Origin of the sequence: Enterobacter cloacae complex sp. IR5418 (assembly GCF_049238105.1) — a bacterium.
GTDB lineage: Bacteria > Pseudomonadota > Gammaproteobacteria > Enterobacterales > Enterobacteriaceae > Enterobacter > Enterobacter hormaechei.
In genome coordinates this window covers 77642-100016 of sequence record NZ_JBMKHS010000015.1, presented here as the reverse complement: position 1 = coordinate 100016, position 22375 = coordinate 77642, and the positions used below count along the sequence as shown (strand labels likewise).

The window sequence follows — 22375 nt, the reverse complement described above, 5'->3', positions numbered from 1 at the left end:
TCCTCCAGCGCCCACTGGCTGATACCCTCTTCATCCGTACTGCCGCCGGACGGCGTCTGGTGGTAAGGGATGACCTCGTAGCCGCTGAACGGCTGGTGCTGTGTCGCGGCGTCGGTGAGTACCAGGGTGTGCTTGTCCGCCTCGTGGCTGAAGGAGTACGCAATCCCCTCCAGCTCCATCAGGCGGCTGATGAAGTCCAGGCTCGATTCCTGATACTGCACGCAGTAGTCCCACACCCGGTAGCTGCCGGTGAGTTTGTCCTCAACGTTAACCTGGTGCTCACCCAGCAGGGTTTTGACAATCTGCGGTACCGTCTGCCCCTGGAAGATACGCAGGTTACGGTCGCGCTTCATCGGCCACAGGTCCGGCTCCACCGTCAGCTGGTACACCGCGTAGCGGGTGCCCGTCAGCTCCACGGCGCTCACCGCCACGCGCGTGACTTTGCCGTTGATGTAGCGGGGGGTAAGCAGGTTCTGCGTCGGAATCGTCACCGTGACCGGCTGGCCCAGCAGCTTGCTGCGATCAATGCGCGCGTCTGTGCCGAGCAGCGTCAGCGTCAGCGCGAACGACTCGGACATCGCCTCGCGGCCGGAGAGTTTCCAGAAGAGCAGCCCCTCAACCGGGAGCTGAACGGTAATTCGGTTGAGCATAATCTTTATTCCATAATGGTTTATGCTGAAAAAATTTTTAATGACGAATTGTTTCCACAAGCTGTCTAAAGATATGCGCAATTTTTTATAAGCGATATTTTTTTCTGTTCAGAAATTCACTGTCTTGTTCATGTGGAAGAATTATTTTTAAACCCTGGGCCATTTGCGAAGCTATATAATTTGCATTCGATAAATGCTTCGCCAGTTCTTCATCCGTAGTTGAGAATGCTTTTGAGGCTAGTGTTCCCAAATTTAATGAATGTTCGCTATCACGTCGTTTACATTCCAGCGCCGCCCCGACAGCATCTCCCACAGCCAGCCCCACTAAAGCGCCTACTGCTTTATCGAGTGAGTTCGTTTCCGATACGACGAGAGGTAATGATTTATCCCATATTTCAAATGCATGCGCTTCTGCTGTATCCATTATCTTTATGGACTTACGGCTATTTACCGGCATCAGGTTACGGTAACGATCGGCATAATGATTAATAACGGCATCTTCGCTGTGAAGATCGAGCAATACGCATCCTTATGCGAAAATAAAAATCGATGAATTTACACATGAAACGTCAATAATCATTCGGATTTTTTCCGCATAATTACTTAAGTCATTCTCTTGCCAGTAACATATCAACGGCATAGCACTTCGGAACACTGCGTTTCACCCTCCAGGCAAAAGATCATTAATTATTTGAGAGATACAGTCCTTTCATAATTAAAAATCCACAAGGTGTAAATTTTTAAAAACTCTGAAAAGATGAATAAAATGCCATTCAGCCAGACGTTCGACTCACCCACCAGATCCAACGCCAGTGGAAAAAGCGAAACAGAGCATCGAAAGGAGACCAGTCGCAAAAATTCCTGACAGAGCGCCAATCTCCTCGCAAAGGGCTTGCTTAGGCAAAAGAGCCATGCTGAAGCAAAAAGCGATACCAATAATACGAAATCGAAAATAAAGAACAGAATAACCAGAGCGCTATACCCGCCAACAGACAGCGTGTTCACAACCGTACTGAAGGCGTGTATATCGGAAATAAAAGGGATCCTGTCATGACGCACGGACTGGGCACAATAGAGCACAATGGCCAAGGCATCCATGCATCCCCAGAAAATGAAAACCTTATCTCTGACTTTCATGGCCGTTAAGCAATCACTTAACCGGCGCAGGTGGCCACTCACCCCCTTTCTGGATAACTTTCTCTTTTATTTCGTTTAATCTCTCGTATTGCTCACTGCCTCGGTCAAGTCCATTCAGCGCGTCCGCGAGCGCATTGCTCATCGACCAGCCATTTTTGGCCTTAATTGATGGGTCCGCTCCACGATCGAGCAGCAACAAGACATGATCGTAAGCCTGGTTATCCAGGGCATCAAACACCAGCGTTTTACCCAGTGAGTTGGTTGAGTTGACGTCAGCACCGCGATCGAGCATGGCTTCCAGCGTCTCTGTATTTTTCGCTTTAAGCGACTGGAAGACGATCGGTTCGTGGAAAACCTTATCTTTCACGTTGGGTGAGAGGCCACCGTCCAGCATCGCGTCGATCCAGTCCGCGCTGTCTCCCTTCAGGGCAAATTCAGCAGGACTGCTTTTTCCCTGTGGTCGAGGCTGGAGTGGATCTGCGCCAGCCTGAACAAGCACCGTAATCACCTTTAAATGGGTCGACGTTTTTTTATCATTAATTGCGTTGCCAATGGCCCAGAAAAGCAGGGTCATATCCTGCTTTCCAGGTTGATTAAGGTCGCTGTCTGGCGCAAGCGTCTTCACCGCATCGACGTCGCCTTCTTCAATCGCTTTCGCCAGTTCAAGCTGCTGACCGCTGAAGTAGTCCTGTGGATTAAGGTCCATATCCTGCTTACACCCATGAATCATGAATAAAAAACATAACGCGACAAAAGCCATCAACCGTTTTTTCACAATCGACTCCCGATAATCGACATATCCTCATCCTTCTGTTGCTCTATGCAATCAATCGCCTGATTAATCCCATGGCGATCCAGCGCGCTTCCGGTGCCACCGGGAAGATCGTGAGGTATTCCGGCAGCATTAGGGCTTAGCGCAGAGATCTCCTCCTTGAGGATCCACGACGGGACATGCCCTTTCATCATTTTCAGATCTTCCCAGGCGTTAACTTCCTGAATCTTCGTGAGCAACTCCCCTTCAACCCGATACGCCTGGATATTATCCGTACTGCCTAATACCTTACCGCCATATTTTTCTACGGTTCCGGCATTCAGACCTGCGGCATTGAACGTCCATCCCGCTTTCCCGCTGCCCATGGAGGTTGCAGAGGCGAGGCCACCGCCAAGGGAATGTCCGGCAATATCAATATCCTGGCCTGACCTTGCCAGCTCCTTACCAATACTCACGGCCTTTTTATAATAATCTGAAGCCATACCCATGCCCTGCGAGAAGTTATTCGACCAGTCAGCCCCGTTTACCACCGGCGCCAGCTCCCCTTTGGTCAGTAAAGAGGAGACATTCTCAGACAGTGAGGCGAAACCAGGCTCGCGCGATCCCCTGAAGACCAGCGTGGGGTTCATGTCAGTGCCGAACACTTCCGGCTTCGGTTGATAGACGCGCGCCAGAAAATTGGGGGATGTGTCATCGTCAAAGAGCATCGATTTGTTCAGCCCGAACTTTCCTAACAGCGCATCGTCATTACTGATATCCGTCCATCCCTCCGGCACGCCGGGCGTTGCTTCCAGCGGGTTGACGGTCTTGTAAATATTCTCCGCAAGCTTCGCTTTTTCCACCGCGATATTATTCGCCGCCAGACGCTTAGCGGCGATCTGCGCATCCGGATAAAGGCTATTGCTCCCCTTCGCGATCAGATCTTTACGCGCCTGCCAGCGTTCTGCTTTGCTCATCTTCTGAAGCTGCGAGGCATAGGTTTTGCCGTCTTTACCCGGGGTCGGCTCATCCGGCACCTGCGCCGTTTTAGCTTTCACTACCTGTTTCGGCAGTACCGTTGGCGCAGGGCGAGATCCGTATGTTCTCACCATGGTTTCATAGCGGTCGACAATCGTACTTACCGGATACCAGCCCAGGCCGACCAGCGAGGCAGCCTGGAGTTGCCCTTTGGCATTGATGTAAAAAATTTCCGTTACTGATGACCAGTCACGAAAACTTTCGTCAATGGCAACCACCCTGCCCATCTCTAAATCCTGCGCAATCAGCGTGCGGGTATCGCGCCCGGACTGATAAGGATTCGCGCCGGTGATCGTGCGCAGCAGATCGTAGCGCGTGAAGAGCGAGCGCAGCGAATGGTCGGGAACCGACATAATCCACTGTCCGGCAACGGACGGGCGGATAATTTTTGCAAACAGCGCTGGCGAGACGTTCTCGTGGAACAGATAGACAAACTTGATGTTATACATTCGCTCCGTCCTGTTACCCGCAGGCCTACGGATTCACCAGCCAGGTACCTGGCTTCGCAATATCCAGCGTCTGGGTACGCGTTCTTCCATTGCCTTCCAGTTCAATGCGGGTTTCACCCGCTGGCAATTTCAGCGAGGCGTAACCGTTATTGCCCGGACGCAGCGCTTTAGACTCGCCGTTCACCTTCAGCGTCTCGCCATCGAGCATGCGGATGTACACCAGCGCGACCGGGCTGGCATCGACAGGCGGCGCACTCTGCTGCGCCGTAGCCGGTGGCGTGACCGGCTCGCTCACCTCTGCCGTTGCCGGTCTGGTTTCCGCTGCGGCAGAGGTCTCAGCCGGAGGGCTGACGGCAGGGGTTTGCGCCGTCTGTTCTGGCGTTTCATGACCGCCGCCGAACAGCATCGCACCGGCAACCACCCCAACCAGCACGCCCGCGGCCACCAGCCCCGGAAGCTTGTAACGTCGCCAGTCCAGCGCGGAAGCAGATGCCTCCTCTTCCACCGGCACCAGCATCGTGCCGGTCTTCTTCGCGGTCAGTACCTCGTCGATACCGGCGACAGGCATCTCGATCAATGCCGCAAACTCCTCGATAGATTGCGGACGGTCTTCCATATGCAGCGCCAGTGCCTTGTCGATGGCCTGAAGCAGCGGGATGGAATAGCCCTGGGGCATCAGCTCCACCAGCGGTTTGCAGGTGTCCTGAATCGAACGCACCACGCTGACCGGCGGCGGAGAGCCGACGATAAGGGTGCGCAATACGGCGCCGAGCGCGTAGATATCCGTCCACGGCCCCTGCTCGCTTTCATTGTCGTCGGTATACTGCTCGATAGGCGCGAACCCCGGACGCAGCATGGTTTCCGTCTCATCAGAGAGGTTACCGATGGTGCGGCGCGCCGATCCGAAATCAAGCAGCACCGGCAGGCCGTTGTCCTGAATCTGAATGTTATCCAGCGAGATGTCGCGGTGCAGGTAGCCTTCGTCGTGGATCGTTTTGATGGCACCGAAGAGCATGGGCAGCATGCGGCGGATCCACGCCTCGTTAATCAGTTCCGGTTTTTCTTCCCGCAGACGCGACAGCGTGGTGCCGCTGTAAAACAGCGTTCCCATATAGGCCGTGTCGTTTTGCACCCAGAAACGCAGTACGTGCAGCAGGTTCGGGTGGTTGAAGCGCGCCAGCAGGCGGGCTTCCTGGATGAAGCTGTTCAGGCCAGCAGAAAACGCTTTGCCAAAGCGCTCGCTGCGCAGTACCAGCGTCATGTCCTCGCCGCGCACGGCGAGGGAGGAAGGCATAAACTCTTTGATAGCGATAGTGCGTTCGAGCTGGTGATCCCAGGCGCGATAGACGATGCCGAATCCGCCGCCGCCAATCACCTCTTTTATCTCAAACTCATTGAAACGGTACCCGACCGGGAGCGCGTTTGGGACAGTCCGATTGTTATCATTATCCGTCATCTTTTACAGTTCTCTTGATGATTATTACGCGGCAAACTGACAGTGGAACTCGCCCTGCTCGCAGGTGACATGCAGACGTCGGTACTGCTCGTCGCTGCGGCTGGCGGTAAGTAAAATCTGGCTCATCTGAGGCAGCAACGTATTGGTCAGAATCGCATCCACCATACGCCCGCCCGACTCAACCTCGGTACAGCGCTGAACAATCTGTTCGACCACGCTGTCGTCAAATTCAGAAATAATGTTGTGATTCTCTTCCAGGCGACGCTGAATGCGCCCGAGCTGAAGACGCACAATCTGCCCCAGCATCTCGTCGCTCAGCGGGTAATACGGCACCACCAGCAGGCGGCCCAGCAGCGCAGGCGGGAATACCTCCAGCAGCGGCTGGCGCAGGGCGCCGCTTAACGCGTCAGGCTCCGGCATCAGGTCCGGGTCGGCGCACATGGCGGCGATCAGGTCGGTGCCGACGTTAGAGGTCAGAATAATAATGGTGTTGCGGAAATCAATGTGACGCCCTTCGCCGTCTTCCATCCAGCCCTTGTCAAAGACCTGGAAGAAGATCTCATGCACGTCCGGGTGCGCTTTTTCAATTTCGTCCAGCAGCACCACGCTGTAGGGACGGCGGCGCACGGCCTCGGTTAAGACGCCGCCTTCACCATAGCCCACATAGCCCGGAGGCGCACCTTTTAACGTCGAAACGGTGTGCGCTTCCTGGAATTCACTCATGTTGATGGTAATGACGTTCTGCTCGCCGCCGTAAAGTGACTCCGCCAGCGCCAGCGCGGTTTCGGTTTTACCCACACCAGACGGCCCGCAGAGCATAAATACGCCGATCGGTTTGTTGGGATCGTCAAGCTTCGCCCGCGAGGTTTTTACCCGCCGGGCAATCAGATCCAGACCGTGACGCTGACCAATAACCCGCTGGTTCAGCGTGTCTGCCAGGTTCAGCACCGCGTCGATCTCATTTTTCACCATCCGGCCCAGCGGGATCCCGGTCCAGTCCGAGACCACCGCAGCCACCACGTTTTCATCCACCGCGGCAAACAGCAGCGGTTCGTCACCATGTAAGGTATGCAGCGCCTGCTGCTGCTCTGCCAGCTGGCTACGCAGTTCAGCCGTATCCTCATCACCCGCCGCAAACAGCGCGGCACGCAGACGGATAATCTCCTGCACCCGCGTGCGCTCCTCTTCCCAGCGACGGGCCAGGGCTTCGCGTTTGCTTTCGTACGCGTCTCGCTCGTCGGTTAAGGTTGCCACACGCGCCGGATCGCCTGCGCCCACGCGCGCTTCGCGTTCGGCAATTTCCAGCTCCACGTCCAGGGCCGCCAGGTGACGCAGGCAGTCTTCCAGCTGGGCAGGCGGCGCGCTCTGGCTGACGGCCACGCGCGCACAGGCGGTGTCGAGCAGCGCCACCGCTTTATCCGGCAGCTGACGCGCGGGAATATAGCGATGCGACAGTTTCACTGCCGCGCTGACCGCTTCGTCGAGGAGTAAAACCTGATGATGGGTTTCCAGCGGCGACACGGTGCTGCGCAGCATCAGCACGGCTTTGGCTTCGTCCGGCTCGTGAACCTGCACGGTCTGAAAACGGCGGGTCAGCGCCGGATCTTTCTCGATATATTTCTTGTATTCCGCCCAGGTGGTCGCGCCGATGGTGCGCAGTTGTCCGCGCGCCAGGGCAGGCTTGAGCAGGTTAGCAGCATCGCCGGTGCCCTGCTGACCGCCAGCGCCAATCAGGGTGTGGATCTCATCAATAAACAGAATAATCGGCGTGGCGCTGGACTGTACCTCGTTAATCAGCGCCTGGAGGCGCGCCTCAAATTCCCCTTTCATGCCCGCACCGGCCTGAAGCATGCCGATATCCAGCAGCCACAGCTGAACGTTTTGCAGCGGCTCCGGCACGTCGCCGTCAGCGATTCGCAGCGCCAGCCCTTCCACCACCGCCGTTTTTCCGACGCCAGCTTCCCCGGTCAATAAAGGGTTGTTCTGGCGACGACGCATCAGAATATCGATCATCTGGCGGATCTCTTCATCACGTCCCACCACCGGGTCAATTTTCCCTTCCCGGGCGCGCGCCGTCAGATCCTGACCATACTGCGCCAGCGTGCCCTGCGCAGCCGGTACTGCCCCGGCAGGCGCGTCCGCTGCGGCGGTGGCCTGCTGGCTCTCTTTGCTGCTGGCGCAAATGGCGTCGAACTGCTCGATCAGCACCTCAACGTTCAGACGGGTGAACTGCGCCGAAATGCTTTTCAGCACGTTAGCCAGATTCCACGTTTTCAGTATGCCGATCAGCAAATGGCCGCCGCGGATGCGGCTGACGCCAAACTTCAGCGAGCCGTAGACCCAGGCGCGCTCGACGGCGCTGTCGATATGCTCGGAAAGATCAGACACGGAACTTGCGCCACGCGGCAGGGCATCCAGCGCCGCCACGATATCGCGCGTCAGCTGCTGCTCATCAAGGGCGAAGTGACGGATGACCTGTTGCAGATCGCCATCCTGCTGTTGCATCAGCTGATGCAGCCAGTGCACCAGTTCAACGTACGGGTTGCCGCGCAGCTTACAGAAGGCAGTCGCGCTTTCCAGAGAGGTAAATAACAGCGTATCCAGTTTGCCGAAAAGCACGGCACGGCTAATTTCTGACATGTTAGTTTCCATTAACAATGATTCGGTATACGGAAGGATTATCGCTCTGCGCGATACACCAGATCGCCACGCGGAACAGGCTGAGGCTGAAGGCCCAGCCAGGTGTTGTACCCTAATCGCCCGGCGCTGCCGAGCGTGGCGCCCTGCACCGCATCGGCGCGCAGGATCACCCGTGTTTCCCATTCAAATTCCACCCCAGCGTACTGTCGTACCCAGTCGCGCAGTTCGGTGACCCACCCTTCGCCCGGCAGAAAACGGTTGTAGTCGTCTGCGCTCAACGGGCCAATCTCAAGCCGGAATTTATGCTGCACGTCGCGTACCGCAATGCCGAGAAAGGCAGACTCCCCCATGCGCGGCAGACGCCGCCCCTCACCCAGCTGTGCCTGCTCCCGCGTGGAGAGCGGCATCCACTGCGGGACGTTAGCCACCAGCCTGACCGGCACGTTGAAATAGTTGCGCAGGATCTTCTCCAGCCCTTCCGGGTCCCGCCCGTGGCGGGTCAGGTGCCCGGCGTGGGTAAAGCGGGCATGCGCGCTCAGGCTGCCTTTCGCCATCTGACCCGGCTGGCCCATGCCAATCAGCGACGCCAGATACCCCTCGAAGCGCCGGTTGTCGTCGCGATCCAGTGAAACGGCAGGCTGCGCGTCCGCCCAGGCGCGGTAGAACAGCAGCGTCAGGCGGTGGTGAAAGAGGTCGGCAAACGCGCTGAGGCTGTGATCCTGATGATGATGAATACGCTCGCGGGCATATTCGGTCATGTGCACCGGCAGCGGGCCGTTAGGACCAAACAGGCCGAAGCTCAGAATGGAAACGTCATGCAGCCCGTTCTCTTCCCGCTGCCGGACCTCAGCAACCGTTGACGGCGCAAACCCCATTGAAGGCTGCTGACCAATACGCAGCGGCTCAAATTTCGGCAGCGGCGCGCGGCCCAGCGGATAACGTTCACCGCCCTGGGCATCAATGCGTCTTAACAGCTGGAACAGATCGTAGCGCCACGGCGTCTCGCGCACCCCGCGCCAGAACGCATCGGGCAGTGGCGTCAGGCGATGCACGCGCAGCGTTGCAGGGGCAACCTCACTCATACCAGCGCCCTTTTACCCATGCGCGGCGCCCAGTAGCCGATCTCGCCGCGCTGCTGGCTCTTGAGCGTGAACTCCGTAAAGCTGTTGATGGAGACCAGGCGGGCAAAAAGACGTTCCAGCACGCTGCCAAACAGCCACGGGCTGGCGCCGGAAAAGGCGCGTTCATCCACCGTCAGGGTGATGCCGATCCCGCGGGCGAACACCACCGGGCCGGGTTCCGGTACGCGGCGGTGCACCGGCTCCAGCACGCAGTGACGAACGCCCTCCACCTGACGGGCAACCGGCGTCTCGGCCAGGTTGGCGTACAGCCCTAACAGCTGACGCAGCGCGGCAGCGCCCTCTTCGTTTTCGCTGTCCATCAAACTGAGGTAGTTCATTTGCAGCTGACTGATAAGCCGCCAGGTGCTGAACCCTTCCGCCAGCGCCGGACGGGGCGGCGTCGGGCCTTTACGCAGGGTTAACGCTTTAACCGGCATGGAGTCGGCCATAATAAATTGCCCAAGCTCCTGCTGAAGCATCAGCGGCAGGTCGCGGCTGGTGCACAGCACCTCGGCGGAAATGTAGCGCAAATTCTCCTGCCACGGCGCGTGCTGCGCATCCACCAGCGAGACGAAGACCTCCGAGCCAATATAGCCCGTGCGGGTGCCATAGCGCAGCGCGTGTTCCGAGAGGACGCGCTGCTCACGGCGCAGGGAAAAATAGGCGCCATAGTTACCCGCGTCTCCGCTCCAGGTACTCCAGAACGGACGAAACGTCTGGTCGTCCCGCTGACCATCCGCGCTGGCATAGATTTTTTTCACGGCATAAATTTCATAATCCAGCGGTCGGATGTTATCCACCACCAGATGGTATTCATGCTGGCTTTCGCTCAGCTTCTGCCGGGCCGCCACCTTCGGGAACAGGTTGATCACCGGTGTGCAGTGCAGCGCCAGATGGCTGGCGTCCACCACGCGCTCCAGCTGATCGTCGCTCTTGTCGAGCAGAATGAAGATATCAAACGCTTTTTCGTCTTCGCAGCGCTGGATCAGCTTGCCCAGCCCGCTCAGGCTGATGAAGCGAAAACGCGCCGGGAACGCAAAGTACTCCTGCAACAGGCGATAGCCGTCGAAGTTGCGCAGATCGTCCGGGAGCAGCGCCTGATCCGCCTCAAAGCCCTCCTGACGCAGGGCGTCAGACGACAACAGCTGGCGCTGGGGCTGCTTGCTGACCGTCTGGCAGACAATACCCGCGTGGTGCTCCATCACCAGCTCCAGCAGCTTCAGCGCTTCGATGTCAGGGCCGCTTAAGAAAAACTCGAGGCGGTCAAAATCCAGGTGCCCGAGATGCTGCGGGCCATCGCAGGCAATGCGGATCCGCAAGGCGCTGCTGATCCCCCGCTGGCTCAGGCCGAGCTGGGCAAGCGGCAGATCGGCGGGAACGCCGCCCAGCTCGATCCGGTCGATTTTTAGCGGCAGCAGGTTGACCTCGTGCGCCGTGGTATAGCTGCACGTGACGCCGGTTTTTTTCAGCGCCAGGCTGTCCATCATGGTGCCGCGCGGCACAGTAAAGCCTTTACTCAGGTCGCCGCGGCTGCTGTCGGGCTGAATTTCAGCGATCGCCATCGACGGCGTAGGCGCCAGATAATTTGGCGCAATCATCTCCAGCATACGCTGTGAAAAGCGCGGGAACTCGGCGTCCATTTTCATCTGCACGCGGGAGGTCAGGAAGGCAAAACCTTCCATCAGGCGTTCGATATACGGGTCCGCCACTTCGATGCCGCGCATGCCGAGCCGCCCCGCCACTTTCGGGTAGCGTTCGGCGAACTCCGCGCCCATCTCGCGCAGATAGGCCAGTTCACGGTTGTAATATTCGAGCAGTTTGCTTTCCATGATTACCCCGCATCCTTCAGTTCAAAATGGCCGTTTTCCAGATCGACGTCTGTGCGAAAGAGAAACTCCAGCGGATACGGTACGCACCACAGACGGCCTTTGATTTCGATAGACAGAACGTTGTGCAAATCTAACGAAGAGGTATCGGACACGCAGCGAACCTGAAGCCCCTGCGGCAGGATCCGCGGTTCAAAGTTAATTATCGCTTCGGTGAGCTTGCGCTGAATGTCGTGCCATTCGATATCGGACATTCTTTTTCCCGCCAGCGGCGCAACGCCAAAGTTGACGACGGAACGGCTCACCTGCGTCAGCCCGCTCAGATCGCTGGAGGCATCGTGGTTAATGGTGTTAAACAACCACTGTAAATCCCGCAGGACGTTACGACGCAGTGCAGCATGGGTGATCAGATTGCTGTTGGCGGACTCGCGTTTTTTTTCCGGATCGTTATCCGTCAGGCGATCCAGCAGCGAGGGCTGCATTTTGTCGCGCGCCCCCACTTTCTCCTGCCTGCTGCGGGCCTGCCAGCCGCTGCGCAGCAGATCGCCTTCGCCAGCGGGATTACTCATCCGCACCATCCGTGGTAAACGTTACCAGGCTCAGGGTGAGCAGCGGGTTTTCGCTTTGCTCGCTCAGCCAGGCCTTTTGCCCCAGACCTTCATACAGGGTGCCGTCGTCGTCGAGCGGGAGCCACTCGGTGGTGCGCCCCAGCTTAACGCTGTCTGGCGCCCCGTCAGCAAACGGATAACGCGCCGGGATCTGACACACCTGCTCGGTGCCGTCCGTGAGGCGGACCAGCGCATGACGCCACACCAGATCGGTCACGCTGGCCGGAGCCTGAAAACGGATCGTGTCGATGGCGCAGAATGGCACCCAGAAATAGCGGCCATTGACCAGGGTTTCACACACCGGCCCCAGACGGGCATCGCCGTCCATCAGCCATTCAAAGGTGTGGTTTTCTTCATTCTCCAGCGTGACCTGCCCGCGGCTTGCCGACGCCTGTTCGAGTGCCGACAGACGCAGGGCTTGTGCCTGCCCGGCGCTTTCCGTCAGCGCCTGGGCTAACGTCGTCAGCCACGGCCACTGCGCCTCCGGCATTGCCGGACGCGCCTCTCCCGCGAACACGCGCGCCCGCTGCTGTTCACCCTGAATGGCCTGCTCCAGCAGCGTTACGGTCGGTTTTGCCTGCGGCTTCAGCGCCAGCCAGCTTTTCAGCTGGGTCAGGGCGCGCGCCCAGTTGCCGCTGAGGATCAGAAACTGCACAAACGCGGCGCGCAGATCGGCATCCGCCGGACGGGCTTTGATATCGGCTTCCAGGCGAAGCAGCGCGTCGCTAATCGACTCACCCGCCAGACGTTGATAAAGCGTATTCATAGCCCCTCCTTAATTCGCCGCGCGCCAGGCGCCCACTGCCGGATCGCGCAGCTGCGGACGCAGCGTGTCAATCAGAACAACGTTCAGTTCCGCGCCCGGTGCTACCCATGCGCTCCAGATCTTCTTCACCTCCGCGATACGCGCCTGGAGTCTGGCGTCGTCGCTGGCGATCTCACGGGTGATTTCCACCGCCACCGTGCCGTTGCTCTTCCAGCCGTTCAGGGTGCTGTCGTACGGCAGGATCATCCAGCTCTGGTCGCTGTTCTGGGTGCTGAAGACCATGCGTTCTTTGTTGACGGAGGTGATCAACGCGCTTTCAGGATCGACCGCGTTGTTCAGCCCCATTACCGGGAAGCCGTGAATGTAGGTGACGGGAATCGCTTTCTGCGTCCCGTTACGGTTCTGCGTCACCACGGTATGGCCGCTGAGCCAGCTACCGTTGCCGCAGCGGGTGGTGTCGGAGTCCGGAATAAACAGCGCTGGCGCGGAGGAACCGCCCTCCCAGAAGGTGCGCAGGTGGCAACCGTCCTGAAGAGTGAACTCCTGCCATGGCGTACGATCTGCCGCTACGGTGTGCGTCTCCGGATTCTGGTCAGGCGGCAGCAGCGCGCCTGAAGTGTTGGTGGCGGTCGTTGCCGCCGCCGTTTCCTGCTGCTTCACCACCAGCGCCCAGTCCTGCGCTTTAGCCGCTGTGCCGCGGGCAAGCGTCGTGCCTTCCGGATCGTTTAGCGTCCAGTTCAGGGTATTCAGCTTGCTGCACTGGTGCTCCAGCAGCGAGCCAAGGCGCGGCACGAAGTTTTCCAGCACCGACACATCTTTCTTGCCGTTCGCCACAATACGCAGCGCCACGTCCGCCTTACACCAGCTTTGCGGCGTATTGTCTTTAATGTTGTCGATCCAGATATCCAGCTTCTGCGCAGGAGACTGCACGATGCGGAAGTTTTCAGCCTGTGCGGTGGTCGCCACCGTCAGAAGAGCCAAACCCGATAGCCAAAGTTTCATATCAATCCTTGTGTGTCTAATCAGTTCCGCAGGGAAGAAATTGTGCTGCGTCAGAGAGCGTATGCAGCAAAGTGGTGTCCTGAGGGTTGCCCATCCACACCGCGACGGCGGTATAGTTGTCCTGAGCATTGCCCTCCTGTTCAGCATTCTTTTGAATGATTTGGTTCATTAAGGTCAGCCACTCCTGTGGCGTATTGACCATGTGCAGCGACTGCTTCATCTGCTCTTCGCTGACGCCGTGCCAGAAACCGTCGGTGCAGAGCAGGAAGGCATCACCGTCTTCAACCTGCACGACATCGCTGTAGCTCGCTTCCGGTCCGCCATTCTCAATGCCCAGCGCCAGATACAGCAGGTTGCTGTTGAGATCGTCAGTCTGATGCCCGGCATCTTTCATCTGCTGAACGAGGCTGTGATCGGTGGTGACATGCCACAGCCAGCCGCGGCGAAACAGGTACAGGCGGCTGTCTCCGGCGTGCGCCCAGTAAGCCAGACGGTAATCCCTGTCGATAAACAGGCTGACCAGCGTGGTGCCCATCCGGCGATAGTCCTGCACGGCCTGTTGTTCGCTGAGGATGGTGCGGTTCGCCGTTTGGACGTAGTCACGAATATGCTGTGCATTCAGGTGCTTGTCGCCGTCAAAGCGGGAAATAATGCTGTTGCGGGCCAGTTCAGCGGCCACCTCGCCGCCCGGCAGGCCCGCGATGCCGTCACAGACGACAAAGCAGGCTGAACGTTCCCCGATGGTTTCTCCCGTCTGATCCTGGTTGCTGGCGCGCGTCCCCTTGCGGGAGAGAGAAGCCGTTGCGATATTCATTTTTCTTCCGATCCGCTTTGTGAGTCTTTGTACTGATTGACCTCCATGTCATAGGCATGGAGGAAGGCTTCGCCAAACAGGGTATGGAAGTCATCTTCGATCTCGCCCGCCGTCTCGCCATAGCTGCGCACGAAATAATCCCACAGCGCGGCTTTACGGCTGCCCGGCAGCGCCAGGCGCGACGTCATGCCGTTCTGCTTCGCCTGCTCTTCCAGCTGTTCCGGGTTAAAGGATTGCAGCATGGCGGCGATAATGGCGCGAATACCGGAGATCATCCCCAGCTGGTGCGCCTGGAGATCGATCAGCGCATCACGCACCGATTTGGTCGGTGGCATAAAGCCCGGCATCGGCGTGCCGAACATCTGGATCAGCACCGTTTTCCCGGTTGGCAGCAGCTTGAACGGGTTATTCGCATCGTCGAGCACCATGGTCATATCGGCTTTCACCCCACGCTTGAGGATGGAGCGCGACGAGAGCAGCGCCACGGTCCCCTGCGAGAACATGCCCAGGATCTGCCCCAGCTGACGCATATTTTCCCGGTCAAACTGCGGCACCGGCTGCATTTCGCTCAGGCCCATGCCCTCCAGCAGCGCCTCCAGCAGTTCGCCCTGGAGCACCTCGCCCCGCTCGCCGGTCTGCGCGGAGGCAGCAGGCGATGCCGCGTTTTTAACCGGGTCGATACGCAGACGGCCTTTAGGCGTCTGTGCACTACTGCGTGCGACGGCCTGCGGCGTTGGCATGGTGAAGCCAGCGTAATCGGGACGTACCGGCTCTTCTTCCGTAAGCGGCGCGTTCTGCGGTTCAGACGGCTCCGGATCGAACAGCGGAGAGCTGGCCAGCGCATCCTCTTCCTGTGCGGCTTGCGGTTCAGGCTCCGGCTTCTCAGCCGCGATGTCATCCGGATGGGTTAACGGCGCGCCGCCCATCAGACCGAGAGGATCATCGTGACGCGCGGCAGGCGCACTGGCCGTGCCGCCAAACAGGGCTAACGGATCGAGTTCATCCGACGCCTCTTCCTTTGGCTGGGCGGGTTTGCTTTCGTCCGGCTGTACCAGCGTTGAAGGGGTGACATCGTCGAAAATGCTCTCTTTTTTAAACAACGCGTCATCGCTGAACAGCGTGTCCGGGTCAACGTTTTTCCGTTCAAGCGACGGATCGGCATCGTTGAACATTGCCAGCGGATCGTCGGCGTTACGCTCCGGGGCCGCAGGCTGGGAGAACGGGTCGTGGGAGGCGGCGGGCTGCGGTTTTGCCCGGTTGCTGGAGATGCTGTCGGAGATGGAAAACTCCTGCATCAGGCTGTCCCAGATTTCCGACGGCACGGCCGTAGGTTCAGCTTTGCCGCGCGGCGCGGCGCTGGCCGGTTTCGGTTGCGGCGCCGGAGCAGGTGTCGCCGATGGACGTGCCTGCTGCATGCTGGCCGCCATCCGGCTTACGGGCTGGGTATCGTGAATAAGTTCGCTGACTTCGATGCGATAGTCATCAATCCCGAGAATATCCCCATCCTGAAGCTCAACCTGACGCCCACGCTCCAGCGGAATATCATTCAGTACCACGCGGGTAACGCTGCCGCGGTTCGTGACGCGGCATTCGCCACTGGCGTCGACGTGAACGATAGCCTGCAAACGCGAGATAGTGCGATCGTTGTCCGGCAGCACCAGATTGTTATCCGTACCGCGCCCAATGGTGCCGCCCGGGGCATAAAAATCACAGCTGCTTTGCGGCGGCTGATGACCGGGTTTCGTAGAAATAATCGTGAATCGCATGGCGTATTCCTGCTGGTATGATTAGCGCTCAAACGCTGCCGCTCTCGGGGTGAAAACGGCGGGGTTTGGGGGTTAAGGCATCCTATTCGGTCTGCGTAATCTTAAATTGGCCTGACGCATTTTCTTCGAGCGAGAATCGAGCAGCATAACGAACAGAATCGTTTTTTCCCGAGACTTTCAGGGCGACATCATATTCCCCGGTTTGCCACGCAATACCGCTCCATTGGTGACACTGCTGAGTATTCAACGTCACCACAGGGCTATACGTAGATGGCGGTGATATCGTTTTCCATTCATTCCCCGCCCGTTTCATAATGGTGGGGGAATGGCTGGTAACAGGCGCATCTAATCCGGAATTAGCAGGAAGTGCGAAGCAGGGTTCGTTGTTTTTTAGCGTGACGGTAAGCGACTGATATTGTGCGGGATGAGACACGCAGGCACTCGCCATTAACGTAACCGATAATGCACCGAATACTTTTTTCATAACCATGCCCGCCGTTCCTTAGGGTTTTTAATAAACAAAGACAATGCTTGCTGATACTTATCCCTCAGATCTGGTCCGATAATACCTTCAAAACCTGCAATATTACGAAAATCACCCAAGCCGTGATTTATCAGAAAATAATAATCTGAAATGATTGAAGCCTGCTGCTCCATCCCAAAGTCCGAGAGTTTTTTATCCGGCGGTAACGAGTAATTATAGCTTGCGGCCCAACTGAATGCGCCTCGGGTTCGTACATTCATTCCAATCTGGTGTTGCAGCACATGAACCATTTCATGAATAAACCAGTGTTTATACCGAGGGACTTCCGTGGAGAAATCATCACGGTAATGGGGTTCCCGGAAATAGAGTTCACCATTAGGCGTCATTGCAACATTGTTAGATTGCATATTAAATGGCAGATAGCTTTTATTATGCACTTTTACTTCTGAATATTTTATGGCGTCACCAAACACGGTTCGTGCGAGGGCGATTTCGCCAATAGTCAGAGGACGAGAGCTTCCTTCCTGCAAACTTGCCATACTATCTTCCCTTCCGGTTGATAATGACCGGGGAAAACTCCCCGGCCATACGGGCAATTACGCTTCTTTGTTCTCTTTGATGTTCCAGCCAGCGCTGCTTTCAGCACCTTTACCACCGGCAGTGGTCTGCTCCCAGTACTGCTGTTTCACTTTCGCAGCCTGGAATGCATAGGTCACGCCAACGGTATCGCCGTTGTCTGCACCGGTGTACTGCACGGAAGTCACGAGAACGTCTTCCAGGGTGATGCGGGTGTATTCAACCTGCTGACCACCCGCTTTGCAGACGGACAGTTCAACTTTGGTCAGGTGTTTACCGCTTGCGCAGTGTTTCAGGATTGCTGTAGTGGATTTGTCGATCAGAGCGTTAACGTGCAGGTCGTTAAAGTTCACTTTACCGGCACCGCCGCCACCGCCAACGCTCATATTACCTGGCTGGGACGCGCCCCAGGAGAAGGAGGTAATATCAGTCCAGCCGGTGTGGTTAGAATCTTTAGATTCGCCCGTAACACCCTCGACCTTCAGAAACATATCAATAGCCATAATATCTACTCTTCGTGGATGAACAATATTGCTTTCGAAAAAGCCCTTATATGGCAAACAGGAAAGCATGGGGCTGAATAAAACCGTCCATATTTTACCTCTGCCTCACATCAAATGACCCGTGTCATTTGACAGTCTTACATCCCCCCTGAATGAACGGAAAGAATGTGAAGTCTTTTACTCTTGTGGATTATCCTGAATCCAGGTGCGATCAGGATTTCCGATGATTAACTGAGGAGCAAGTTCGTTAAGTTCGTCGCTGTGATAAAGTCGTAAACAGTTTAAGGTTACGCCTTTGACATCGGGTTTTCGCTCTGAATGAAATCCGTTAATTTGATTTATATATTTCCCAATGAGGACATTCACTTTATCCGTGCCATTTTCGGCATCAAAAGGAATCCATTCAATGAATGCACTCGCACTGCGAGCCGCATCAGCAGAAAACTGACTGCCTTTATCTGCCACCTGCGCAAGGCAGCGCGCCAGAACTAAATCTTTTAAAACCTGCCGGTATGTTTGCTGATGATAAAAATCAGGATAGCTATTTCCGGAATTTACATAAGAAGTCATAAACACGAGGAGATAACCCAAATATTTCATCTGATATCCTTTTCTATATACTCAGTAACACACTGACCAGCATGAGGAACTAACATTTCTCTTTCCGCTTCTCTGCAACAACGTATATACCTATCGCTAATGCATTAAGTCCAGCACACAAGGAACCATGCATTACGATTTGCCGGACATCGTCCGGCCAGTTAAATATTAACAAATAGTAGCCAGATACTGTCACAAATAGCATGAATGAAATAATGAGCAACGTATAACTGATTAAATAGCTGATGAATTTTCTTGTTATCGTTTTTAAAGGTAAATTCATTAGCTATCTCGAATTAACAGTAAAGCTGCCGGCCCCTGCGGGCCGGCAATTATCATTACGCGTCTTTCGTCTTCAGCGACGGCAGTTTAGATACCAGGCGCAGGGAAACGGTCAGACCTTCCAGCTGGTAATGTGGACGCAGGAAGAACTTCGCGGCGTAGTAGCCCGGGTTATCTTCGATCTCCTGCACCTGCACTTCCGCAGCCGCCAGCGGTTTGCGGGACTTGGTCTCCTGCGAGGAGTTCGCCGGGTCGCCGTCCACGTAGTTCATCACCCAGTCGTTCAGCCAGCGCTCCATCTCTTCGCGCTCGCGGAAGGAGCCGATTTTGTCGCGCACGATGCACTTCAGGTAGTGAGCAAAGCGGCAGCAGGCGAACAGGTACGGCAGACGAGAGGCCAGACGCGCGTTAGCGGTGGCATCCGGGTCGTGGTACTCGGCCGGTTTTTGCAGTGACTGTGCGCCGATGAAGGCGGCAAAGTCGGAGTTTTTGCGGTGAACCAGCGGCATAAAGCCGTTTTTCGCCAGCTCCGCTTCACGACGGTCGCTGATGGCGATCTCGGTCGGGCACTTCATGTCCACGCCGCCGTCATCGCTCGGGAAGGTGTGGCACGGCAGGTTTTCCACCGCCCCGCCGGACTCCACGCCGCGAATCGAGGTGCACCAGCCGTACTCTTTGAAGGAGCGGTTGATGTTGGCCGCCATCGCATAGGCCGCGTTTGCCCACGAGTAGCTGTTGTGGTTCGCGCCGTCGGTCTGCTCTTCAAAATCAAAGCTGTCGACCGGGTTGGTGCGAATACCGTACGGCAGACGCGACAGGAAGCGCGGCATCACCAGACCGAGATAGCGGGCATCTTCCGATTCACGCAGTGAACGCCAGGCGGCGTATTCGGTGTTCTGGAAAATCTTAGTCAGATCGCGCGGGTTAGCCAGCTCCTGCCAGGACTCCATCTGCATCACGCCCGGCGCGGTGCCGGTGATGAACGGACAGTGGGCCGCAGAGCCGATGCGCGCCATCTCACCCAGCAGCTCAACGTCCTGCGGGCTGTGGTCGAAGTAGTAGTCGCCCACGATGCAGCCAAACGGCTCGCCACCGAACTGACCGTACTCCTGCTCGTAGATTTTCTTGAAGATCGGGCTTTGGTCCCAGCCCACGCCCTTGTAGCGTTTCAGGGTACGGCCCAGCTCCTGTTTGGAGATGCTCATAAAGCGGATCTTCAGCATCTCGTCGGTTTCGGTGTTGTTCACAAGGTAGCTCAGACCGCGCCAGGCGCTCTCCAGCTTCTGAAACTCCTCGTGGTGAATGATCTGGTTCACCTGCTGTGAAAGCTGCTCGTCAATACCGGCAATCAGGTTCTGAATGGTGCGGTAGGTATCGTTTGAGAAGGTCACGGTGTTTTCCAGCGCCTGCTGCGCCAGGGTTTTTACCGCGCTTTCTACGGCAGAGCGCGCCTGATCGGTTTTCGGGCGGAACTCTTTATTCAGCAGCGCGCTGAACTCGTCCTGGCTGAACGCCTGGCCCGCCTGTTGATCGTGTTGTTGAGTCTGGTTGCTCATCGATTATTCCTCGCTACCTTTCGCACTTTCGTCATTTTTTGGCAACTGGCTCAGGGATTTGAGCAGCGTCGGATCCTGGAGAATTTTCGCGATCAGCTCTTCCGCACCGTTTTTACCGTCCATGTAGGTCAGCAGGTTGGAGAGCTGGGTACGGGCTTCCAGCAGCTTGTTCAGCGGCTCGACTTTGCGGGCCACTGCGTCCGGCAGGAAGTCGTCCATGCTGTCAAAGGTCAGATCGACGTTGAGCTTACCTTCGCCGGTCAGGGTGTTATCCACCTGGAACGCCACGCGCGGCTTCAGCGCCTTCATGCGTTCGTCGAAGTTGTCAATGTCGATTTCCAGGAACTTACGCTCGTCGACGGCTGGCAGGTTTTCCACCGGCTTGCCAACCAGATCGGCCATTACGCCCATCACAAACGGCAGCTGAATTTTGCGTTCTGCGCCGTAGATCTCGACGTCGTACTCGATCTGCACGCGGGGAGCACGGTTGCGTGCGATGAATTTCTGTCCACTGTTACTCATTGCCATGATGTTCTCCATCAAAGATGCGCGGTGAAGGTGAAACGGCAGACTCCATGCCTGTCGTCATAATGCCAGGACGCGTTATTCACGGCGTCCAAAGATGTTTTCCAGTTGGTTAACGCCGTCTGGCGCCAGGTCGCGAATAATGTCCATAAAGTTGAGTTCAGACAGCCGCTGCACCCGTTCAATCATCAGCGGTGCGGGATGGCTGGGTTCATACTGCGCAAAATACTGTTTCGCTTTTTCCAGCATCAGCTGCGCGTCGGCGCGGCTGGTGATCTGCACGCTGCGCCAGTCCGTCACCTGCTGGACAGGCGACGCGGCCACCGGCTGTGGCTCGGCGTGTTGTTCAGCCTGCGCGTCCCGGTTCGGTAGCAGCTTGCTGATATCGGTCACCTGGCAGGCGCTGGAAACCAGCCCGACGGTTTTCAGCAGCTGTTCCATCTCCGGTACGCCACTTTCACCGAGATAGCCGGTAAGCCGTTCGCGGATAGCCAGCAGGCGTTCGTTGATCACGATAACCGCTTCGGTGCCGGGCTGATCGCCCCGGGCCAGTTCATCAATCAGCCGTGGACGACCGCCCGGATAATCCGGACACTCGGTTTTACTGCCGTCAAGCAGCGCCTGGGCGTCACGGAGCGAAATCTCATCGCCGTTTGAGCGGAGCAGTGAGGCGTTGCGCACCGCGACCGTCAGGTCGGATTTATCACTCAGCCCGGCGAGGGCGTTAATGCGGTAGAACGGATCGGTTTCGCCATACTCTTCCAGCAGCGGGTACAGTTGCTCCCAGTAACGGGACAGGGCTTCCTGCACCAGCAGCAGCCCGTCGGCGTAACCGGCCAGCCCGCGACGACGCGTCCAGGCATGGGTTAACGCCAGCATGACGCGAAGATCTTTGGTGCGTCCCAGCAGGCTGGTGGCAAGTTTTTCTACCGTGTTCCAGTCGGCGGGTTCTGCCGGGATGATGGTGTCGCCAAACTGCTGCTCGGCTTTGCCCTGGCTGGCCTGCCCCATGGCCTGGAAATCAGCGTCGTACTCCAGGTTTTCACCGCAGGGGTTGTCGGGGCTTATCGGCGCGAGAAAGTCATCGATATTCATAAGGTCCCTGCTTATTCAAACATAGGCGGGTAAAGACCGTGGCGGCCCGGACGGGCACCGCCTGCCGGATCGAACAGTAGCGTAAAGAGCTGCCCGGTGAAGTTACCGCTGTGGACGTGGGTGTAAAGCGGATAGCCGTCGCAGCGGTTCGTCCACCAGTAGCTGGTCTGGCGCAGCGGATCAAAACACTCCGCTGCCTGCGGCCAGCCCAGCGTGCTCTGACCTTCATCGTCGTAGCCAATCACATCGAGAATGTCGGAACGCTTTTGCGGCTCAACCGGCTGGGGTGCCGGGATGGTCATCAGCATTTCATCCAGCTGGGAGGCAGAATAACTGTTACGCACCGCGTGCAGCCCCAGACGGCCAAGCTGCTGATACCAGCTTTCAGCCTGCCCGAGCAGGCGAGATGACCACTCGGCCGGGGTAAAACTCAGTTGAAGACATACCGGATAGTGGCGGCCTACGCTGTCACGGCCCGGCAGCAGGCAGCCCATCTGAATCATCTGGCTGCCGAGCATCGGCGGGACGACAAAGTTCCACACCGGGGCTTTAGAAAACGGGCGCTCGCCGCTGCGCTGCTCTTCCTGTTGCCAGGCCAGCAGGCCGACCTGGAACCAGTGCGACCACTGGCGTTGCAGGGTATCCGGAAAGCGACGCTGCAAAAAATCTCCGGCGCTGGGTAATTTGCCATACCAGCTATAACGGTTCATCGCAGGGGTATTCGTCATAC

General features: G+C 57.2%; 22 protein-coding genes. All 22 read right to left on the bottom strand.

All coding sequences use genetic code 11. The annotated features are described in order from the left end of the window. A partial coding sequence (locus ACOTX7_RS13590; protein ID WP_421626090.1) for a type VI secretion system Vgr family protein occupies window positions 1-650 on the bottom strand: 650 nt, incomplete at its 3' end. Between the two features lie 85 nt (window positions 651-735). Then, window positions 736-1170, bottom strand: a complete 435-nt coding sequence (locus ACOTX7_RS13585) for an immunity protein Tsi6 family protein (protein ID WP_260630796.1) — start codon at window positions 1168-1170, stop codon at window positions 736-738. A 167-nt stretch (window positions 1171-1337) separates the two neighbouring features. Next, a complete protein-coding gene (locus tag ACOTX7_RS13580) occupies window positions 1338-1748 on the bottom strand; it encodes a hypothetical protein (protein ID WP_260630795.1) in 411 nt (136 codons plus the stop codon). Between the two features lie 52 nt (window positions 1749-1800). Continuing rightward, window positions 1801-2562 carry an ankyrin repeat domain-containing protein gene (locus ACOTX7_RS13575; protein WP_407045037.1) on the bottom strand — a complete coding sequence of 254 codons (762 nt, stop codon included), beginning with the start codon at window positions 2560-2562 and terminating at the stop codon, window positions 1801-1803. Beyond that, window positions 2559-4025 carry a phospholipase gene (locus tag ACOTX7_RS13570; protein WP_221256111.1) on the bottom strand — a complete coding sequence of 489 codons (1467 nt, stop codon included), beginning with the start codon at window positions 4023-4025 and terminating at the stop codon, window positions 2559-2561. Before ACOTX7_RS13570 ends, ACOTX7_RS13575 begins: the two co-directional genes overlap by 4 nt. A 25-nt stretch (window positions 4026-4050) precedes the next feature. Further along, window positions 4051-5481, bottom strand: coding sequence for a serine/threonine protein kinase (locus ACOTX7_RS13565; protein WP_221813099.1), 1431 nt, complete (start codon window positions 5479-5481; stop codon window positions 4051-4053). Between the two features lie 24 nt (window positions 5482-5505). Then, window positions 5506-8121 carry a type VI secretion system ATPase TssH gene (gene tssH / locus ACOTX7_RS13560; protein WP_221256113.1) on the bottom strand — a complete coding sequence of 872 codons (2616 nt, stop codon included), beginning with the start codon at window positions 8119-8121 and terminating at the stop codon, window positions 5506-5508. Window positions 8122-8159: 38 nt separating this feature from the next. Then, window positions 8160-9203 carry a type VI secretion system baseplate subunit TssG gene (tssG, locus tag ACOTX7_RS13555; RefSeq protein ID WP_006810944.1) on the bottom strand — a complete coding sequence of 348 codons (1044 nt, stop codon included), beginning with the start codon at window positions 9201-9203 and terminating at the stop codon, window positions 8160-8162. Next, a complete protein-coding gene (tssF, locus tag ACOTX7_RS13550; protein WP_221256114.1) occupies window positions 9200-11071 on the bottom strand; it encodes a type VI secretion system baseplate subunit TssF in 1872 nt (623 codons plus the stop codon). Before tssF ends, tssG begins: the two co-directional genes overlap by 4 nt. A 2-nt stretch (window positions 11072-11073) precedes the next feature. Beyond that, on the bottom strand, window positions 11074-11637 hold the full coding sequence (gene tssE / locus ACOTX7_RS13545; RefSeq protein ID WP_015570336.1) for a type VI secretion system baseplate subunit TssE: 564 nt from the start codon (window positions 11635-11637) through the stop codon (window positions 11074-11076). After that, a complete protein-coding gene (locus ACOTX7_RS13540) occupies window positions 11630-12442 on the bottom strand; it encodes a type VI secretion system accessory protein TagJ (protein ID WP_221256115.1) in 813 nt (270 codons plus the stop codon). The genes tssE and ACOTX7_RS13540 overlap by 8 nt, the downstream gene beginning before the upstream one ends. 9 nt (window positions 12443-12451) lie before the next feature. Then, the gene (locus ACOTX7_RS13535) at window positions 12452-13444 is read right to left on the bottom strand and encodes a hypothetical protein (protein WP_221813097.1); all 993 of its coding nucleotides are present in this window, start codon (window positions 13442-13444) and stop codon (window positions 12452-12454) included. A 16-nt stretch (window positions 13445-13460) separates the two neighbouring features. Next, window positions 13461-14258, bottom strand: a complete 798-nt coding sequence (locus tag ACOTX7_RS13530; protein WP_221256117.1) for a PP2C family protein-serine/threonine phosphatase — start codon at window positions 14256-14258, stop codon at window positions 13461-13463. Further along, window positions 14255-16024 (bottom strand): type VI secretion system-associated FHA domain protein TagH, encoded by a 1770-nt coding sequence (gene tagH / locus ACOTX7_RS13525; protein WP_221813094.1) that lies wholly within the window; start codon window positions 16022-16024, stop codon window positions 14255-14257. Before tagH ends, ACOTX7_RS13530 begins: the two co-directional genes overlap by 4 nt. Window positions 16025-16106: 82 nt before the next feature. After that, window positions 16107-16514, bottom strand: coding sequence for a putative T6SS immunity periplasmic lipoprotein (locus tag ACOTX7_RS13520; RefSeq protein ID WP_213827394.1), 408 nt, complete (start codon window positions 16512-16514; stop codon window positions 16107-16109). Further along, the gene (locus ACOTX7_RS13515; protein WP_047360871.1) at window positions 16505-17047 is read right to left on the bottom strand and encodes a hypothetical protein; all 543 of its coding nucleotides are present in this window, start codon (window positions 17045-17047) and stop codon (window positions 16505-16507) included. The genes ACOTX7_RS13520 and ACOTX7_RS13515 overlap by 10 nt, the downstream gene beginning before the upstream one ends. A gap of 57 nt (window positions 17048-17104) precedes the next feature. Next, window positions 17105-17587: an Hcp family type VI secretion system effector gene (locus ACOTX7_RS13510; protein WP_014884229.1), complete on the bottom strand. Its 483-nt coding sequence runs from the start codon at window positions 17585-17587 to the stop codon at window positions 17105-17107. A gap of 177 nt (window positions 17588-17764) precedes the next feature. Further along, window positions 17765-18157 (bottom strand): T6SS amidase immunity protein Tai4 family protein, encoded by a 393-nt coding sequence (locus ACOTX7_RS13505; protein ID WP_409557583.1) that lies wholly within the window; start codon window positions 18155-18157, stop codon window positions 17765-17767. A 368-nt stretch (window positions 18158-18525) separates the two neighbouring features. Then, window positions 18526-20025, bottom strand: coding sequence for a type VI secretion system contractile sheath large subunit (gene tssC, locus ACOTX7_RS13500; protein WP_006810956.1), 1500 nt, complete (start codon window positions 20023-20025; stop codon window positions 18526-18528). A 3-nt stretch (window positions 20026-20028) separates the two neighbouring features. Next, the gene (gene tssB, locus ACOTX7_RS13495) at window positions 20029-20553 is read right to left on the bottom strand and encodes a type VI secretion system contractile sheath small subunit (RefSeq protein ID WP_008502644.1); all 525 of its coding nucleotides are present in this window, start codon (window positions 20551-20553) and stop codon (window positions 20029-20031) included. A gap of 75 nt (window positions 20554-20628) precedes the next feature. Beyond that, window positions 20629-21645, bottom strand: coding sequence for a type VI secretion system protein TssA (gene tssA / locus ACOTX7_RS13490; protein ID WP_214591934.1), 1017 nt, complete (start codon window positions 21643-21645; stop codon window positions 20629-20631). An 11-nt stretch (window positions 21646-21656) separates the two neighbouring features. Beyond that, a complete protein-coding gene (tagF, locus tag ACOTX7_RS13485; RefSeq protein ID WP_006810959.1) occupies window positions 21657-22373 on the bottom strand; it encodes a type VI secretion system-associated protein TagF in 717 nt (238 codons plus the stop codon). Window positions 22374-22375 lie beyond the last annotated feature (2 nt).

What these genes read in the sequence shown, in the direction of transcription:
- ACOTX7_RS13580 (WP_260630795.1), bottom strand. Translation starts at nt 1,748, where the DNA reads ATGGATGCCTTGGCCATTGTGCTCTATTGTGCCCAGTCCGTGCGTCAT.
- ACOTX7_RS13570 (WP_221256111.1), bottom strand. Translation starts at nt 4,025, where the DNA reads ATGTATAACATCAAGTTTGTCTATCTGTTCCACGAGAACGTCTCGCCA.
- ACOTX7_RS13565 (WP_221813099.1), bottom strand. Translation starts at nt 5,481, where the DNA reads ATGACGGATAATGATAACAATCGGACTGTCCCAAACGCGCTCCCGGTC.
- tssH (WP_221256113.1), bottom strand. Translation starts at nt 8,121, where the DNA reads ATGTCAGAAATTAGCCGTGCCGTGCTTTTCGGCAAACTGGATACGCTG.
- tssG (WP_006810944.1), bottom strand. Translation starts at nt 9,203, where the DNA reads ATGAGTGAGGTTGCCCCTGCAACGCTGCGCGTGCATCGCCTGACGCCA.
- tssF (WP_221256114.1), bottom strand. Translation starts at nt 11,071, where the DNA reads ATGGAAAGCAAACTGCTCGAATATTACAACCGTGAACTGGCCTATCTG.
- tssE (WP_015570336.1), bottom strand. Translation starts at nt 11,637, where the DNA reads ATGAGTAATCCCGCTGGCGAAGGCGATCTGCTGCGCAGCGGCTGGCAG.
- ACOTX7_RS13540 (WP_221256115.1), bottom strand. Translation starts at nt 12,442, where the DNA reads ATGAATACGCTTTATCAACGTCTGGCGGGTGAGTCGATTAGCGACGCG.
- ACOTX7_RS13535 (WP_221813097.1), bottom strand. Translation starts at nt 13,444, where the DNA reads ATGAAACTTTGGCTATCGGGTTTGGCTCTTCTGACGGTGGCGACCACC.
- ACOTX7_RS13530 (WP_221256117.1), bottom strand. Translation starts at nt 14,258, where the DNA reads ATGAATATCGCAACGGCTTCTCTCTCCCGCAAGGGGACGCGCGCCAGC.
- tagH (WP_221813094.1), bottom strand. Translation starts at nt 16,024, where the DNA reads ATGCGATTCACGATTATTTCTACGAAACCCGGTCATCAGCCGCCGCAA.
- ACOTX7_RS13520 (WP_213827394.1), bottom strand. Translation starts at nt 16,514, where the DNA reads ATGGTTATGAAAAAAGTATTCGGTGCATTATCGGTTACGTTAATGGCG.
- ACOTX7_RS13515 (WP_047360871.1), bottom strand. Translation starts at nt 17,047, where the DNA reads ATGGCAAGTTTGCAGGAAGGAAGCTCTCGTCCTCTGACTATTGGCGAA.
- ACOTX7_RS13510 (WP_014884229.1), bottom strand. Translation starts at nt 17,587, where the DNA reads ATGGCTATTGATATGTTTCTGAAGGTCGAGGGTGTTACGGGCGAATCT.
- ACOTX7_RS13505 (WP_409557583.1), bottom strand. Translation starts at nt 18,157, where the DNA reads ATGACTTCTTATGTAAATTCCGGAAATAGCTATCCTGATTTTTATCAT.
- tssC (WP_006810956.1), bottom strand. Translation starts at nt 20,025, where the DNA reads ATGAGCAACCAGACTCAACAACACGATCAACAGGCGGGCCAGGCGTTC.
- tssB (WP_008502644.1), bottom strand. Translation starts at nt 20,553, where the DNA reads ATGGCAATGAGTAACAGTGGACAGAAATTCATCGCACGCAACCGTGCT.
- tssA (WP_214591934.1), bottom strand. Translation starts at nt 21,645, where the DNA reads ATGAATATCGATGACTTTCTCGCGCCGATAAGCCCCGACAACCCCTGC.
- tagF (WP_006810959.1), bottom strand. Translation starts at nt 22,373, where the DNA reads ATGACGAATACCCCTGCGATGAACCGTTATAGCTGGTATGGCAAATTA.